At 33.9% G+C, this 15,998-nt stretch carries 15 protein-coding genes; 9 read left to right on the top strand and 6 right to left on the bottom strand.

Annotated features, from left to right (window positions below; all coding sequences use genetic code 11):
• Positions 1–92: 92 nt before the first annotated feature.
• The 8 genes from KO515_RS16330 (at position 93) to KO515_RS16295 (ending at position 6,843) form a co-directional block, all read left to right on the top strand.
• Complete coding sequence (locus KO515_RS16330) at positions 93–1,205, top strand: DUF2891 domain-containing protein (RefSeq protein ID WP_215937407.1); 1,113 nt, start codon at positions 93–95, stop codon at positions 1,203–1,205.
• Positions 1,202–2,425: an Nramp family divalent metal transporter gene (locus KO515_RS16325; protein WP_215937406.1), complete on the top strand. Its 1,224-nt coding sequence runs from the start codon at positions 1,202–1,204 to the stop codon at positions 2,423–2,425. The genes KO515_RS16330 and KO515_RS16325 overlap by 4 nt, the downstream gene beginning before the upstream one ends.
• Before the next feature lie 3 nt (positions 2,426–2,428).
• Entirely contained in the window at positions 2,429–3,163 is a 735-nt protein-coding gene (gene pxpA / locus KO515_RS16320; protein ID WP_215937405.1) for a 5-oxoprolinase subunit PxpA, read from the top strand.
• Between the two features lie 15 nt (positions 3,164–3,178).
• Positions 3,179–3,910 (top strand): 5-oxoprolinase subunit PxpB, encoded by a 732-nt coding sequence (gene pxpB, locus KO515_RS16315; RefSeq protein WP_215937404.1) that lies wholly within the window; start codon positions 3,179–3,181, stop codon positions 3,908–3,910.
• Positions 3,903–4,754, top strand: a complete 852-nt coding sequence (locus KO515_RS16310; protein WP_215937403.1) for a biotin-dependent carboxyltransferase family protein — start codon at positions 3,903–3,905, stop codon at positions 4,752–4,754. Before pxpB ends, KO515_RS16310 begins: the two co-directional genes overlap by 8 nt.
• Positions 4,755–4,838: 84 nt before the next feature.
• Complete coding sequence (locus tag KO515_RS16305; RefSeq protein WP_215937402.1) at positions 4,839–5,351, top strand: hypothetical protein; 513 nt, start codon at positions 4,839–4,841, stop codon at positions 5,349–5,351.
• An 8-nt stretch (positions 5,352–5,359) separates the two neighbouring features.
• Positions 5,360–6,061, top strand: coding sequence for a hypothetical protein (locus KO515_RS16300; protein WP_215937401.1), 702 nt, complete (start codon positions 5,360–5,362; stop codon positions 6,059–6,061).
• A gap of 35 nt (positions 6,062–6,096) precedes the next feature.
• Positions 6,097–6,843, top strand: coding sequence for a sensor histidine kinase (locus KO515_RS16295; protein ID WP_215937400.1), 747 nt, complete (start codon positions 6,097–6,099; stop codon positions 6,841–6,843).
• On the opposite strand, the gene KO515_RS16290 is transcribed toward KO515_RS16295, so the two are convergent.
• From KO515_RS16290 to panB, 3 genes are all read right to left on the bottom strand, one after another.
• Positions 6,840–7,541 (bottom strand): RluA family pseudouridine synthase, encoded by a 702-nt coding sequence (locus tag KO515_RS16290; RefSeq protein ID WP_215937399.1) that lies wholly within the window; start codon positions 7,539–7,541, stop codon positions 6,840–6,842. The two genes, KO515_RS16295 and KO515_RS16290, sit on opposite strands and share 4 nt — an antisense overlap.
• Before the next feature lie 55 nt (positions 7,542–7,596).
• Positions 7,597–7,947, bottom strand: a complete 351-nt coding sequence (locus KO515_RS16285) for a four helix bundle protein (protein WP_215937398.1) — start codon at positions 7,945–7,947, stop codon at positions 7,597–7,599.
• Positions 7,948–8,105: 158 nt separating this feature from the next.
• The gene (gene panB / locus KO515_RS16280) at positions 8,106–8,924 is read right to left on the bottom strand and encodes a 3-methyl-2-oxobutanoate hydroxymethyltransferase (RefSeq protein WP_215937397.1); all 819 of its coding nucleotides are present in this window, start codon (positions 8,922–8,924) and stop codon (positions 8,106–8,108) included.
• 109 nt (positions 8,925–9,033) lie between these two features.
• On the opposite strand from panB, the gene KO515_RS16275 reads away from it, so the two are divergent.
• Positions 9,034–9,894 carry a GLPGLI family protein gene (locus KO515_RS16275; RefSeq protein WP_215937396.1) on the top strand — a complete coding sequence of 287 codons (861 nt, stop codon included), beginning with the start codon at positions 9,034–9,036 and terminating at the stop codon, positions 9,892–9,894.
• Positions 9,895–9,981: 87 nt separating this feature from the next.
• Here KO515_RS16275 and KO515_RS16270 read toward each other — a convergent pair whose 3' ends face one another.
• The 3 genes from KO515_RS16270 to KO515_RS16260 form a co-directional block, all read right to left on the bottom strand.
• A complete protein-coding gene (locus KO515_RS16270; protein ID WP_215937395.1) occupies positions 9,982–11,406 on the bottom strand; it encodes an L-serine ammonia-lyase in 1,425 nt (474 codons plus the stop codon).
• A gap of 126 nt (positions 11,407–11,532) precedes the next feature.
• Entirely contained in the window at positions 11,533–12,042 is a 510-nt protein-coding gene (locus KO515_RS16265; protein WP_215937394.1) for a dihydrolipoamide dehydrogenase, read from the bottom strand.
• A 170-nt stretch (positions 12,043–12,212) separates the two neighbouring features.
• Positions 12,213–15,752: a choice-of-anchor I family protein gene (locus KO515_RS16260; RefSeq protein WP_215937393.1), complete on the bottom strand. Its 3,540-nt coding sequence runs from the start codon at positions 15,750–15,752 to the stop codon at positions 12,213–12,215.
• Positions 15,753–15,998 lie beyond the last annotated feature (246 nt).

Genomic DNA, 15,998 nt, shown 5'->3' with positions numbered 1-15,998 from the left:
TGATTTTTAACGGTCTAAATATATAAATTATTTTTAGTTTACTCATGATGCTATAAATTGTATTTTTACTTACCATCTAAAACCTAGCTAAAATGAATAAATATCTATTTATCTTATTTTTAATCGTATTAAGTTGTAATTCTTCAGAAGATAAAAAAGTTGAATCACCTAGTAAATCTAGTGTTGAGGTTGAAGAGCTGGCTGTTATAAATATAGATCAAGCGAATCGCTTAGCACAATTACCTATTAACTGTATCAACACAGAATATCCTAATAAGCTCAATCAAACTATTGGGAGTGCTTCCGATTTAAAAACACCTAAAGAATTACATCCAGCATTTTATGGTTGTTTCGATTGGCATTCAGCCGTTCATGGGCATTGGAGTTTGGTGTCTTTGCTAAAGGAGTTTCCTGATTTGGATAATAGAGCGGAAATTGGCCAAAAATTACTTCAGAATATTTCAAAGGAAAACATAGCGCAAGAATTAGTCTATTTTGAAGGTGAATACAATTCGTCTTTTGAGCGCACTTATGGTTGGGCCTGGTTATTGAAGCTTGCAGAAGAATTACACACTTGGGATAATCCGTTGGCTCGTAAGTTGGAAGCTAATTTGCAACCGATGACGGATATGATTGTTGGTAAATATTTAGAATTTCTACCCAAATTAAATTATCCAATCAGAGTAGGAGAACATCCTAATACGGCTTTTGGGTTGAGTTTTGCCTATGATTACGCAGTTGCCGTTAATCATAAAGACTTAATGACTTTAATAGAAAAAAGGGCTAAGGATTTCTATGAAAATGATCAGGATTGTCCAATAGAATGGGAGCCAAGTGGTTTCGATTTTTTGTCGCCATGTTTAGAAGAGGCAGCTTTAATGAAGCGTGTGTTGTCTGTAACAGAATTTAAAGCGTGGATCAATGATTTTATGCCACAGCTTAGTAGTGAAACGTTTGATATTGCAGTAGGTGAAGTCTCTGATAGAACTGACGGTAAATTAGTTCATCTCGATGGTGTCAACTTTTCAAGAGCATGGAGTCTTAATTATATTGCTAAAGATTTACCAGAATATAAACATCTTCAAAATTTAGCGAATAAACATATTAATTATTCACTACCTAGTATTGTAGGAGATAGCTACGAAGGTGGACATTGGTTAGGGAGTTTCGCTATTTACGCGTTAAATTCGATAGATAACGAATGAAGAAATTCTTCAAGAATATTGGTCCAGGACCTTTAGTCGCAGCCGCTTTTATTGGTCCAGGAACCGTGACGGTTTGCACGTTAGCGGGAGTTAATTTTGGTTTCGCATTGTTGTGGGCCATGGCCTTATCTATTTTTGCGACGGTAATATTACAAGAAATGGCAGCGCGATTGGGAATCGTGTCTCAAAAAGGCTTGTCTGAAATTATTAGAGAAGAAATTAAACATCCAATTGTAAAAAGTGTAGCTGTACTTCTAATAATCAGTGCTATTGTTATTGGGAATGCGGCCTACGAAGCCGGAAACATTAGTGGAGGTGCTTTAGGAATGGAGGCCATTGTTGGAAATGTGATTTGGGAAGTTGGTCAGTTGGATTTCAATATCATGAGTTTAATTATAGGTGCCATTGCTTTTGTGTTACTTTATATCGGAAATTATAAAGTTTTAGAAAAAACCTTTGTGTTTTTAGTGATTCTTATGAGTTTCGCGTTTATAACGACGGCAATTCTTACAAAGCCTAATCTTTTAGAAATCCTAAAAGGCATCATGATTCCCGTGGCTCCAGAAGGTAGTATTTTAACGATTATTGCATTAATCGGGACCACTGTTGTGCCGTACAATCTCTTTTTACATGCATCTTTAGCGAAGACCAAATGGAAATATAAAGATGACTTGCCATTAGCAAGGAAAGACACTATGGTTGCTGTGATTCTAGGCGGAACGGTTTCTATGTGTATTATCATTGCGGCATCAGCCATTCAAAAACAACCTATTACTAATACGTCGGATTTGGCTTTAGGATTAGAGCCTTTATTTGGGAGTTTTGCAAAATACTTTTTAGCCATCGGTTTGTTTGCTGCGGGAATTACGAGTGCGATTACGGCGCCTTTGGCGGCTGCATTTGTAGCTAGCGGATGTTTAGGATGGGAGCCAGATTTAAAATCTAAAAAGTTTAAATCTGTTTGGATGATTATCGTGGTATTGGGAGTTGTGTTTTCTAGTAGTGGATTTAAATCTATTGAAATCATAAAGTTTGCTCAAGTCACTAATGGTTTACTATTACCTGTTATTGCAGGATTTTTATTGTGGGTAATGAATAAATCATCCGTTTTAGGAGTTAATGTCAATTCGAAACTTCAAAATGTGTTAGGACTTATTATAGTCGTAATTACTATATTTTTAGGTCTGAAAGGTGTTTTAAGTGTATTTAATGTGATCTAAAAAATGAAGAATAAGTTACAAATAGATCTTAATGCAGATGTAGGAGAGGGTATAGGTAACGAGGCGGAGCTTATGCCGTTTTTGTCGTCTTGTAATATAGCTTGTGGTGGTCATGCAGGTGATTTGGAGAGCATGACCTCTATTGTAAAGCTTGCTATGCGTTATAAGGTGAAAATTGGTGCACATCCTTCGTTTCCAGATAAATTGAATTTTGGAAGAGTGCTTATGGAGCTTTCGGATTCAGATTTATATGCGAGCCTAAAAGATCAAATAAGTGCTTTGCAAACTGTTTTGCATCATGAAAATGCAGTTTTACATCATATAAAACCTCACGGAGCACTTTATAATTTAGCTGCTAAAGATGAAAAAACAGCAGGAGTGATTATTGAAGTCATTAAGAGTCTTTCTTCTTCAGTTAAGTTATATGCACCTTATAATTCTGTGATCGCTAAACGAGCAAAAAAAGACCATGTTGAAGTTGTGTTTGAAGCATTCGCAGACCGAAATTATAACGAAGATTTATCATTGGTTTCTCGAAAAAGTAATGATGCTGTTTTACATGAAAAGGAGGCTGTTTTGAATCATGTTTTGAACATGATAAAACATCAAAAAGTGACGTCCGTAAGTGGAGTAGAAGTGCCACTTAAAGCATCAACATTTTGTGTGCATGGAGATACAGATAATGCCATTGAAATTTTAAGGTTTTTATCTGATAATTTAAAGAAAAACAATTTTTAAATTCAATAAAAAATCATGAGCTTTCAACTTCGATATTCGCAATACAATGAGCGTTCTATTTTAATAGAATGGCCAGCGGATATTAATGAAAACATACTCCAAGATGTTTTAGTTTTTAAAGAAGTGATTGAAAATAAATACCCTAAACAATCAGTTGAAGTAATTTCTTCATATAGCTCAATATTAATTGTTTACGTAATAACTATTGATAATGTCAATGATAGAATTTTGGACTTGAAGAAACTATATTCAATTCAAAGAGATGTCAAAAAAACAAATTCTAAAACATTTAGAATACCTGTTTGCTATGATGAAGAATTTGCAATGGATTTGGATGATTTTTCTAAAGTAAAAAACCTTTCAAAAGATGCTGTTGTAAGGTTACATTCTGAAACGATTTATACGGTATATTTTATTGGTTTTTTACCGGGATTTTTATACTTAGGTGGACTTAATTCAAGCTTGCATTTAGACCGAAAAACGATACCTAACCTGAAGGTGAAAAAAGGGGCCGTTGGCATCGGTGGACAACAGACCGGAATCTATCCACAAGACAGTCCAGGAGGTTGGCATATTATAGGAAATTCTCCCATTGAATTATTTAATCCAAAACAACATCCACCGTGTTTTATAAAAGCAGGAGATCAAGTAAAATTTCATCCGATTTCAAAATCAGAATATCAAAATATAAAATCCGAAGTCAACAATCAAAACTTTGATTTCAAAACCTTAGAATTACATGATTAAGGTTTTAAAAACAGGATTCTATTCCACGATTCAAGATCAAGGGCGTTTAGGGTATCTAAATTATGGGGTTCCATGTTCTGGTGCTATGGATGCGTATTCTAGTCAATTCGCAAATGCGCTTCTTGGTAATCCTAAAGATGCAGCAGTTATAGAAATGACAATGACAGGTGCTGATTTACTATTTTTAGAAGCTACAACGATAGCTGTTACTGGTGCTAATATGCGTCCTAAATTGAATGGTAAACCCATCGTCATGTTTAAATCTATTATTGTGAATGTGAACGATATGCTGACTTTTGGAAAATTAACTAATGGTTTTAGAACGTATTTGGCTGTAAAAGGTGGTGTTTTAACCGAAATGGTGCTAGGTAGTAGAAGTATGCTAAAAGGGATAACAGATAACTTCAGAATTCAAAAAGGGGACTATTTAGAAATGAGTAATGCTTCAAATGTTATAATTCCTAAAAACGCAAAGCTAAAGTTTGATAACTTGTATTTGAATGAGGACACTTTGGATGTTATGAAAGGGCCAGAATTTGATCAACTCGCTAAATACCAGAAAAATATGCTTTTTAGTAGTACGTTTCAAGTTTCAAAATATAACAATCGTATGGCATATCAGCTAGAGCCTTTAGTTCATAATGATTTAGAATCTGTATTGACATCTCCTGTATTACCAGGAACGGTGCAGCTAACTCCATCAGGACAACTTATCGTTTTAATGCGAGATTGTCAAACCACTGGAGGTTATCCTAGAGTGTTGCAATTAACTGAAAAATCGGTCAATATGCTGAGTCAGAAAACTACTGGTAATAACCTAACACTAAGACGACGTGAATTTTAAAGTACGAAAACGTTTGATATAAATTTTTTATGTTAGATAAAAGTAATAATTTACACCCACTATTTACAAAATCAACTAATTATCATGAAAAAATTCGGATCACTTATTCTAGGAATTTTATTGGGAGCACTAGCTATGTATTACTATTTAAACAATAACCAAGATATGTCAACAAAACCGCCAACAATTAAGCCACCATCAGGTATAATTACACCTGAAGAAATTAAAACATTAGACCAAGCTTATAATGAGCGTTATGAGATTATAAATGATTCGTTATTTAAAAATTCTAAAACAGGAGATAACAGATCATCTTGGTATAAAATAGAAGATATAGAGAATTATATAGCTTATGCAAAGCAGCAGGCCTTAGACAATGGAAATACACTAGATGGATTACGTTTGTATTTAGGTGCGCATCCAGATACTGAAGAATCTGTAGGTTTAACCACATTACTGTTTGTGCCTACAGGCTACAAGAACACCTCTGAAGGTGGTTTTATAGCTACGCAAGATGGAGGCAATGACCTAGAGGATTCCGATGGTTTAAATTTTGGTAAGGAAGGCATGCCACCAGGCGCAAATTATCCTCAATAGTATTTTTTATGGATGATTTTCTTAAAGAAAATTATAGTTTAATTACGTCTTTGGTAGAATTATTTGCCGCAATTATTGGTGTAATTTCTTTTAAAAAATTTAAATACACACCAGTTAAGTATATCATTTACTTTTTAGTATATGCATTTTTTGTAGATTTAATTGGCGGTTATCCAAGTTACTTAAGGGATATAGGTTATTTTCATCTCATTGAAGGTACTTTGATTGAAAGTAATTATTGGTGGTACACTTTATTTTGGTGGATTGGTTTAGCGTTCATCATGGTTTTTGTGAATTATAAAATCGTTAAAACGGTTCGGTTTAAGCAAATTATTAAATATGGTTTTTATATCTATCTGTTGCAAGTTATATTATATATCATATTTAAATTTGAAAACTTATTTGTTTCCGATGAATTTATAAGTATTGCTAGCTTATGGATCGTGATTTTATCCATAATCATTTACTTTTTTGAGACCTTAGCATCGGAGAAAATAGTTTTGTTCTATAAATCCATGTATTTTTATTTTAATGCTATTTTTTTTATTTGGATTCTAATAGTTATCCCATTAGAGTTTTTTGAATCATATTTTTTGGAAGACGACTGGGCTTATGTACTTTTTAAATGGAAAATTCACTTATCATTAAACATTTTTCTTTATATGACGTTATCAGCTGCGTTGCTATTTTGCAAGCCAAAGGCCCAATAATTAGTACTCAGGCAGAACGGAATTTAATTATATATATGATTATTGTATTAATCATTATATGCTCATTAGTCATTCTCTTTTTTGTCTTTTACCAAAAACGGAAAAATCAGCTTTTATTAAGAAATGCTGAACAGCAGCAACGATTTGATGAAGAGTTGTTAAAGACGCAACAAGAAATTCAGGAAGAAACCTTAAAACATGTTGGTAGAGAATTGCATGACAATATTGGGCAAATGCTCGTGATGTCTACAATGCAAATGAATGCGGCTTTAACCGCTGTGAATAACGAAGCTAAGACTAAAGTTAATAATGCGGCAGAAACTCTAAAAAACACATTAGATGAAGTAAGAGCGTTATCTAGATCACTAAATAGCGATGTCATCTTTAATTTAGGTTTTGAGGCAACCTTAAAAAATGAAGTGGTCCGCTTAAATAAATCGGGGCTTATTGATTCTACATTATCAATAACAGGAGAGAAGGTAAATTTTGAGAATAAAAAAGATGAAATTATCTTATTTAGAATTCTTCAAGAATTTTTTTCAAACACCCTAAAATATGCTGAAGCTGAGCACTTGCGAGTATCTTTAGAGTATAAAGAGGACGTCTTAAACATCAAAGCTGAGGATGATGGTAAAGGTTTTGATGTTAGTAAAGCTGAAAAGGGTTCTGGACTTATTAATATGGGGAAAAGAGCAGAATTATTAAATGCAATACTTCTTTTGGAGTCACAAATTGAAAAGGGTACTAGTTTGTCCTTGAAATATCCCTACAAAACTACCTAAACATTGCAGGCATTCCAAAGTGGATCGTTTGGTAATGGTGCGGTAATAAATACCTCTTCTTTTTTTACAGGATGTACAAAACGTAAGGTTCTAGCATGTAAACTAATGCTAGCATCTTTATTACTGCGATCAAACCCATATTTTAAATCCCCTTTTATGGGACAGCCGATGGAGGCTAATTGCACCCGAATTTGGTGATGCCTTCCGGTTTCTAAATCAATTTCAAGTAAATAAAAGTTATCAAGTTTTTGGATGACTTTATAATGCAGAATTCCTTTTTTGCTGCCTTCAACTTCTTTAATATATGCGGTAGATTTATTGTTTTTAGGATTCTTTTTTAGCCAATGCACAAGCGTATCTTCAGTTTTTGGTGGCTGTTGCTTTACTAATGCCCAATAGGTTTTCTTGGCAGTTTTTTCTGCAAATAATTTATTAAGTCGAGGTAAAGCTTTGCTTGTTTTTGAAAACATAACATTACCTGTGGTTGGTCGATCTAAACGATGTACTACACCTAGATAAACATTCCCTTCTTTATTATATTTGTCCTTTAAATACGACTTAACCACTTCACTCAGCGGTTTATCTCCTGTTTTGTCACCTTGCACTATATCACCAGCACGTTTGTTAATCACAATGATGTGATTATCCTCGTGAATAACTTGTAGGTTGTTTTTATTTGATAAGATTTTCTTAGACATGTTGGATTATTGGATTATTAGATCTTTAGACTTTTAGATCTTTGGATCTTTGAATTCAATTGAGTGTAGATTTAAATTTTGAGGTCATTTTAATAATGGATTCAAGTTCTTTTAGTAAATCGTTTAGTTCTTGATTGCTTATAAATTTTAAATCAAATGCAATTAATAATTGTGTTTCAATTTCATATGCAGAGCCAAGGGTAATTTGAAGAAATCTCGAGAAATCCTTATTAGAACTTCTTGATGAGCCTTCTGCAATATTAGAAGGTATAGAGACAGAAGCTCTTCTTAATTGGTTGGTGAGTCCAAATCTTTCAGAATCAGGGAATTTAGATGTGATTTCGTAAATTGAAGTACAAAATAGTCTGCTTTTTTTCCAAATTTCTAAATCTTTAAATCGATGCATTGTTTTTCAACTATTAATTGACAAGTAATTACTAATATTTAAGTTTTTGGTAATCTCATTTTAATCAACTTATCCAACAATCCAACAATCCAATAATCCAACAATCCAATAATCCAACAATCCAATAATCCAATAATCCAAAGATCCAACAATCTATATTAATATTGTTCCTCATCATTAGGAAAATCTTCAGACTTCACATCATCTACATATTGACCAATAGCAGTTGTCATTTCCTCATAAAGATTCATATAGCGACGTAAAAAACGAGGATTAAACTCATGAGTCATACCAAGCATATCGTGTAATACTAAAACTTGGCCATCCACATCTGCTCCTGCACCAATTCCGATGACAGGAATAGAAACGCTTTCAGCAACTTCTTTAGCTAATGCTGCAGGGATTTTTTCTAAAACAATGCCAAAACATCCTGCTTTTTCAAGCATTAAAGCATCGTGCTTTAGTTGTTCTGCTTCTTGCTCTTCTTTGGCTCTGACCGTATAAGTTCCAAATTTGTATATAGATTGAGGTGTCAATCCTAAATGACCCATAACAGGAATTCCGGCATGTAAAATGCGCTTTATAGATTCTTTGACTTCTTTTCCACCTTCCATTTTAACAGCGTGTCCGCCAGATTCTTTCATGATTCTAATGGCAGAACGCAAGGCTTCTTTCGGGTCACTTTGGTAACTTCCAAAAGGTAAATCAACTACTACCAAAGAACGATCGATAGCTCTTACAACAGAAGAGGCGTGATAAATCATCTGATCTAATGTAATGGGTAATGTAGTTTCGTGCCCTGCCATAACATTACTTGCAGAATCACCGACCAAAATGACGTCAATACCAGCGCCGTCAACGATTTTAGCCATGGTATAATCATAAGCCGTAAGCATTGATATTTTTTCACCTCTAGATTTCATATCTATGAGGCTTTTAACCGTGATTCTTTTATATTCTTTTTTTGCTGTAGACATTGTGTTTTTATTAGTTGAATGTAAAAATAGTAAAATTGAATAGTTTACACCGAATTATGTTTGAAATGAAAAATATATTACCTTAACATTTCTGCTAATTATATTTCAAATGTTAAAAAAAAGCTTTGTTTTATTTATTACGATTTTAAGTGCTTTTAGTTACTGCCAAAATGATGAAAAGTTAACACAGGTTTCTTATACCTTTAATCTTAATTTAAATAGTTATTCTGAAGGACTTCCATATAAATCAAAATTATATTATAATGACAGTACAAGTCTATTTGTGTACGACAATGTTCACTTAGAAGAAGCGGAAGGTTTCCGTAGATTTGTTAAAGACAGAACAGGAAGAATTAACGGCATATCTCATTTTGGAAATTATGATAAAATTGGAAATCGATTTTATTTAGATATAGATAACAAAGAGCTCACATCTAGACAACTATATGGCTATTATATTAATATTGTTAGTGAAAAGAATATAGATTTTAATTGGCAAATCACAGAAGAAACAAAAAATATTGGAGAGTATCTTTGTTATAAAGCAACAACAGAAAATTTCAGAGGACGAAATTATGAAGTTTGGTTTACTTATGAAATACCAGTATCAACTGGTCCATGGAAATTTCATGGATTACCTGGTTTAATTTTAGAAGTTCATGATGATAAAGATTTAGTAAACATAACTTTTGAAGACATCAGTACATCTACTCAAGAATATGTTGATTTTGAAAAACCATATTCCGAAAACCCTTATACATTAGAAATATATTTACAGGAATGTTTTAGGTTGTATTTACTTTTTATTGATAGACAGAAAGATGCCATAATTCAGGGTTCAATTCGAAGTGATATGAATCATCCTTCATATGTGAATTTAGAATATAATGATGAACAAATACAATTACTGAATCAATACCACCAAATAGACTATAAAGATTATGAAAGGTCAAATGAATTTAAAGATTAAAATTTAATTAACTGCTGTCCACGTTAAATTTTACTTTTATTATAAAGGATAATATGGGCTCTTTTGGATAACTGAGCGAAGTCGAAATTAACAATCCGTCAAATGAACTCCAACCGCTAAGCCACCTTCAGAAGTTTCCTTATACTTAGAACTCATATCCTTTGCAGTTTCCCACATAGTCTGTACCACTTTATCTAGAGGTACTTTTACGTTTTTAGGATCCGTATCTAAGGCCAATTCTGCGGCATTAATGGCTTTTATAGCTCCCATAGAATTTCGTTCTATGCATGGGATTTGTACTAAACCACCAATTGGATCGCAGGTGAGTCCTAAATGATGTTCCATGGCGATTTCTGCAGCGACTAAAACTTGTTCTGGTGTTCCTCCTAATAATTCGGTTAAAGCACCTGCAGCCATAGCTGAAGAGACTCCAATTTCGGCCTGGCAGCCTCCCATAGCAGCACTAATAGTGGCATTCTTTTTAAAGATACTGCCAATTTCACTAGCCACTAAAAGGAACTTTTTAATATGTTCAAAATCCGCTTCATGATTTTCAATCACTAAATAATACATTAATACCGATGGAATAACACCAGCACTTCCGTTCGTAGGAGCGGTTACCACACGACCCAAAGAGGCGTTAACTTCATTGACGGCCAAAGCAAAACAACTGACCCATTTTAATATTTGACGAAACTTGACTTCCGTTTTCCGAATGGTTTCTAACCATTCTTGTGGATTATGATAAGTATGATCGCCAATGATATTTTTGTGCATGTCAAAAGCACGTCGTCTTACATTTAAGCCGCCTGGTAAATTACCTTCAGTATGACAGCCTGTGTACATGCATTCTAGCATGGTATTCCAAATGCGTTTTAATTCAAAATTTATAGAATCTTCATCTCGTATTGATTTTTCATTCTCTAAGACAACACCAGAGATAGGTAGTTGTAATTGATCACAAAACTTAAGAAGTTCTTCTCCATAAGCGATGGGATAAGGAAATGTACAGTAGAATATTATTTTATTGGCTTTAGAGACTTTTCGTTCCTCTTGCACTACAAATCCACCACCAATAGAGTAGTAGGTGTATTTGTAATTCCGGCCGTTAATTAGCGCAGTAAAAATCATGCCGTTAGAATGAAAGGGTAGCGCTTTTCGGTTAAAAACAATATTGGATTTAAAATCGAAAGGAATCGCTCTTTCATTATTAAACATTAAAACGTTAGTCGTTTTAACATCATCAATAATTGAGTTGATGTCTTCAATAGGCATGCGTTCAGGGTCAGCACCTGTTAAACCTAAAATGACAGCAAAATCTGTGGCATGTCCTTTTCCGGTTAATGATAAAGATCCATAAAGATCTACCGTTATTTTTTCAACTTTATCAAAACGCTTTTTAGCTTTCAACTCTTTAATCCAACGTTCTGCTGCTCTCCAAGGTCCTAAGGTGTGAGAACTTGAAGGACCTACACCAATTTTAAGCATGTCGAAAACTGAAATACACTCCATGTAAGAAATCGTTTTTGTTTGCTACAAATATAGCATCTTGTTAATTCAAAGATGACAATTTTAGAAATAAAAAAAAGCTTGAAATTGATTCCAAGCTTTAAAATATAACGTTAAAATTTCGAGTATTTATTCAACGAATTCCATGACATCATCATAATTTGTGATATCTAAATCACTGCTATTTACAAAATCAACTGGTAGAACAACAATTCTAAAAGTTTGGTTTAATGTTGCAGCTGATGATAAACTATTAAAATCGAAGCTGGTAGGAGCGTCAATAAATAACCGGACTTCGTCAAAGCTGTAATCATAATTATATTGAAATAATTCTCCAGAATCAGTAAAAATAGTTTGAGGGATTAATCTCCATACATCATTACCTGTAACAGGATCTTGTTCCCAAAGTACATATGCTAAAGTCATATCAGTATCGTAAAGATCGATTGAGCTTGGAATAACAATATACTCTTCATAGTTATTTTCAGGCAAGAAATCAATTGTTCTTTCAAACGATTGTCCCACAAAGTTAACTCCATCCAATCCATCTTGTCCATCAAAGCCAGGAGGACCTTGATCTCCCGTACAAGAAGTTAATATAAAGGTAAGTGCAAATAATAAAGAGGCTAATTTTCTCATGATGATATAAAATTTAATTAATTACTAATGTATTGCTATTTATTATCAAACAGTATGCCCTTTTTAGATATTATTAGGATTTAACTCTTCAATGAAAATGAGCTAAATTATAACCATAAAAAAAAGCACCCTCAAATGAAGGTGCTTTTCATGGAAATAAATTAGCAGATTTATTTAATTAAAAGCTTAAAGCTTTCACCATTTATTGTTTTCAAAATATAGGTACCAGCAGTTAAGGTTGGCAATTGAAAATCCATTGTATTTTCTTTAGACACTATTTCACGACCTTGAATATCAAATAGTGAAACAGATACCATTTTATTAAAGTATACCGTTTGGTTAGATTTTGAAGGATTAGGAAACATTTTTAAAGCTTCAGACTGTAAAGTAAATTCATCAGCACTTAAAGTGTTATTATTAAGTGCATAGAAGCTTAATGTAGAACTTACTTCGTTTGCCATAATTACTAAGCCAGTATCATTAGGACTATGTTCTGGAGTCACATAGATTATGCCTTCTGGGCCTAAATCACCACCTTCATCGTCACCTAAATCTCTATTGTTAATGTACTTTTCAAAAACAGCATTATTAGGATCAGTAATGTTGTATGTCATAAAACCACCTACACGTTCTAAAGTGATAAACGCATAAACTTGACCATTGATTTCTGTTACAGTGACACCTTCTGGCTCAGGACCTTTATTGTCACTTCTGTTCTTAAAGTTGTTATTACTATTACTAGCATTAAATAAATCTCCGTAAGTCGGGTCATTTGCCGTAATACGTTCAAAATCATCACCACTATCAAAAACCAATGCCCCTGTGGCTGTATTCCAAATACTAAATGAACGCGATCCTAACACATGAATTTCATCAAAGTCACCATCATTATCTAAATCACCATTTGCATTTGTTACAGTTAGTCTTCCTAAGTTGCTATCTAATTGTAAGAATTCAGCATTAGGGAAAACGGTTGGGTCTAAATTTAGGTCACTTACACGTTCTTCTTCTTCAAATGTATCATATTCTCTAGCATCACCTTCGTTAGCCGTTACTAAATAAGTCACACCTCCAACTTCGTAAGACGCCATAGCATCTGGCATATACATTCCTTTTACTGGCCAATTGGCTAAGAAAATAAAGTCCGTGTCATCAGAAGCGTCTAATGTGTTTCCTGCTAAAGCATGATCCTTTAAACCCAAAGGTAAAATGTCTGTAATAGTATTTGTTGTTAAATCAATAACTCCAATAGCATTGTTTTCTTGAAGCGTTACGTATGCTGTTTGAGAATCACTTGAAAACGTAATATATTCTGGTTCCATATCTTGAGATACTGATGCGTTAGGTCCGAAGACTCTAACACCTGCAGCTTGTAATGACGCTAATTGACTATCGAAGCTATTAAAGTTGATGGATTGAACATCAGCTTGCGTAATGTTTCCTAAACCTCCAGTAACATCAATAACAGAAATACTGCCTTCAGGATCTACAGAGTAATCGTCATTTGGTTGGCCTTCGTTAGCGACCAAAAGTTTTGTGCCATCTGGAGTAAATCCAACCATATCAGGAAGATTTCCAGCGGTTACGGTTGATAAAATAGTACCGTCAATATCACAAAATACAACAACACCATCTTCTAAAGGCCCTTTTGAAATCCCTAGTGCAACCATATTATTCATATAAGCTACACTTGTTGGGTCACCATAAGTTGATAAATCAATAGAACTGATTGTAGTAATCGCATTGATATCCGAGAAATCAATAATCTCTAATTTCTGACCAATGGAGTTTAACACAAATAAACGTTCTGAAACCGGATCGTGAGCAACAATCTCTGCAGAACCCGCTCCATCAACTAAATAACTGGATAGATATTCAATATCTAATACATCTGTTGGTACAGGAATAACATTATCTTCATCTAAAATATAAACTCCAGCAGTTTCATGAGCACCAAGTGTCGCATTAACAGGATTAGAAAGTTTTAAGATGAAAAGTTCATCCATTTCTGCGATGGCATCATTTACAACAGGAATAGTAATTGTAATGGCATCAGTAGAATTTGCTGGGAAATTTAAGGTTTGATTTGTGAATGTGAAATCATCAGTTTCAGTGGCTGTTAGTAATTCAGTTACCAAGCTAATATCTATTGAAACTGAAGCACTAGGTGCAACGGATAATTCAATTGTAACGTCTATTGCTGTTTCATCTTCACTTACGACATAAGTACTTTCTGTAAAACTTATTTGTGGAGTAACGTTAGTTACTGGTGTAAAACTTCCTGGAGATGCAAATACATCGTCACCTAAAGATTGTCCCACTAAGTTGGTTGCAGGTGTCCAGTTAGTGCCTTCATCAAAATCAGCTTCAGGATTTAATAATTCTAAAGAAGGCCCATCACCATCTGCAGTAGTTGGCCATGGTGCATCATCACTGTATTCAACTTGAAATATGGTATTTCCATTGGTGTTTTTAATTTCTAATAATTCACCACCATTTCCTAAGGCATTAGAAATAGCCTGTGGCATATCTAAGAACGTTACACCATAAAAAGCGTCAGCCGTTGCTTTGTCAGTTGCTAATAAAACAATTTCACCTGCAGCAAGTGCCATTTCAGGAAATGTAAAAATAAAGTTACCTTCATCGTTGACCGTGATTCCTCCTAAATTTATAGAGTAGTTACTATTATTATAGATTTCTAAAAATTCTAACGCATCGGAATCATCAGAAGGTGCATTATACATGATTTCAGTGATTATTAATCCAGAAACTATAGCGTTGAAATATAAATCTTCACTTACATAAGCAGTTGTTTGTATGTTAGAATATATATCTTCAAGATTATTTATAGTAACATTATAAGCAGTACCTTCCGTTAAACCCGTATGCGTCACAGTTGCGGTTAAAGTCGCATTGTCATGGACTACAGAAGTTACAGTTAAAGCAGGGGCAAACATATAATTAGCTATTGCTTCTGCTGAAGCTTGTGTGACTTCTTCGGTAAATACAACTTCTACAGTCGTTTGATTTATTGAATAAACGTTGGCAACACTTGGAGGATTGGTATCTGTCGTAGAAATTACAAATACAGTGTTATCAAAAGGTAAAGTGGCGTCTTCTTCAAAGTTATAATTGCTCATGTCATTTAAGGCTACAATATAACCGTTAGCTGTAAAACCTGTTCTTGGTCCATTATAAACTGCCAAAGATGTTCCGTTGGCATAGGTAATTGCAGTAGAGCCTTCGGTAAGACCTGTGCCTGCTAAACCTGTTCCAGCACCATCGTCGTATGCTGAAGAAGAATTGGCAACAGCAGTTATGAATGTTGTTGGTGTATCTATATCCGTTCCGTGATAAACAAATATAGCTTCAGATGACGCTGAGATCCCACCAGGTTCCCCAACAATAGTACCGTGAGAGACACTAGGTATGTCACTAATAGTGTAAAATGTAATAACTGTTCCTGCAGATATTACATCAGCACCTGTTTGCCATTCGTAATTAGCTTCACCAGAATTAAATTCTGAACCCGTCCATTCCTTGTCAGAGAAGTATATAATGGTATTTGCAGGAATATCAACAAAGCTTACCATAGCAAAGTCGTCATCATCATTGGCATGAAAAGCAGTAAATGCCATGTCACCAGTAGTTAACTGAGCACTGGCAATACAGCTAAAAAAGATAAAAAATAATCGTAAAAAATGTTTCATAATTTTTGGTTGTTTTTAGTTCTTGTAAAATTATTAAGCATAAGTTTCTTTATGATGTACTCAGTATTATATAAGAGTAAAGAATTAGGTGTAAATGTTACGGTTAGGTTTGTTTAGTGTTATGAGTGATTTCTATTCGTAACAATTTAATAAAGTGACATCATGTCATATTTTTTGTCATGGCATAATCATTGACTAATACATACCGAGTTTAAAAATTAATAACACGATACTTTCCGTGAAAGC

The sequence above is a fragment of the Winogradskyella psychrotolerans genome, assembly GCF_018860545.1.
In the GTDB taxonomy this organism is placed as follows: domain Bacteria; phylum Bacteroidota; class Bacteroidia; order Flavobacteriales; family Flavobacteriaceae; genus Winogradskyella; species Winogradskyella psychrotolerans_A.
Note: the sequence above shows the minus strand (reverse complement) of the source record. Positions and strands in the feature narration are given on the sequence as shown.

Bases quoted from the DNA above. Each gene is read 5' to 3' on its own strand.
- KO515_RS16310 (WP_215937403.1), top strand. From the start codon at position 3,903: ATGATTAAGGTTTTAAAAACAGGATTCTATTCCACGATTCAAGATCAA.
- KO515_RS16290 (WP_215937399.1), bottom strand. From the start codon at position 7,541: ATGTCTAAGAAAATCTTATCAAATAAAAACAACCTACAAGTTATTCAC.
- pxpB (WP_215937404.1), top strand. From the start codon at position 3,179: ATGAGCTTTCAACTTCGATATTCGCAATACAATGAGCGTTCTATTTTA.
- KO515_RS16265 (WP_215937394.1), bottom strand. From the start codon at position 12,042: ATGAGAAAATTAGCCTCTTTATTATTTGCACTTACCTTTATATTAACT.
- pxpA (WP_215937405.1), top strand. From the start codon at position 2,429: ATGAAGAATAAGTTACAAATAGATCTTAATGCAGATGTAGGAGAGGGT.
- KO515_RS16285 (WP_215937398.1), bottom strand. From the start codon at position 7,947: ATGCATCGATTTAAAGATTTAGAAATTTGGAAAAAAAGCAGACTATTT.
- KO515_RS16325 (WP_215937406.1), top strand. From the start codon at position 1,202: ATGAAGAAATTCTTCAAGAATATTGGTCCAGGACCTTTAGTCGCAGCC.
- KO515_RS16305 (WP_215937402.1), top strand. From the start codon at position 4,839: ATGAAAAAATTCGGATCACTTATTCTAGGAATTTTATTGGGAGCACTA.
- KO515_RS16275 (WP_215937396.1), top strand. From the start codon at position 9,034: ATGTTAAAAAAAAGCTTTGTTTTATTTATTACGATTTTAAGTGCTTTT.
- KO515_RS16330 (WP_215937407.1), top strand. From the start codon at position 93: ATGAATAAATATCTATTTATCTTATTTTTAATCGTATTAAGTTGTAAT.
- KO515_RS16295 (WP_215937400.1), top strand. From the start codon at position 6,097: ATGATTATTGTATTAATCATTATATGCTCATTAGTCATTCTCTTTTTT.
- KO515_RS16270 (WP_215937395.1), bottom strand. From the start codon at position 11,406: ATGGAGTGTATTTCAGTTTTCGACATGCTTAAAATTGGTGTAGGTCCT.
- panB (WP_215937397.1), bottom strand. From the start codon at position 8,924: ATGTCTACAGCAAAAAAAGAATATAAAAGAATCACGGTTAAAAGCCTC.
- KO515_RS16300 (WP_215937401.1), top strand. From the start codon at position 5,360: ATGGATGATTTTCTTAAAGAAAATTATAGTTTAATTACGTCTTTGGTA.
- KO515_RS16260 (WP_215937393.1), bottom strand. From the start codon at position 15,752: ATGAAACATTTTTTACGATTATTTTTTATCTTTTTTAGCTGTATTGCC.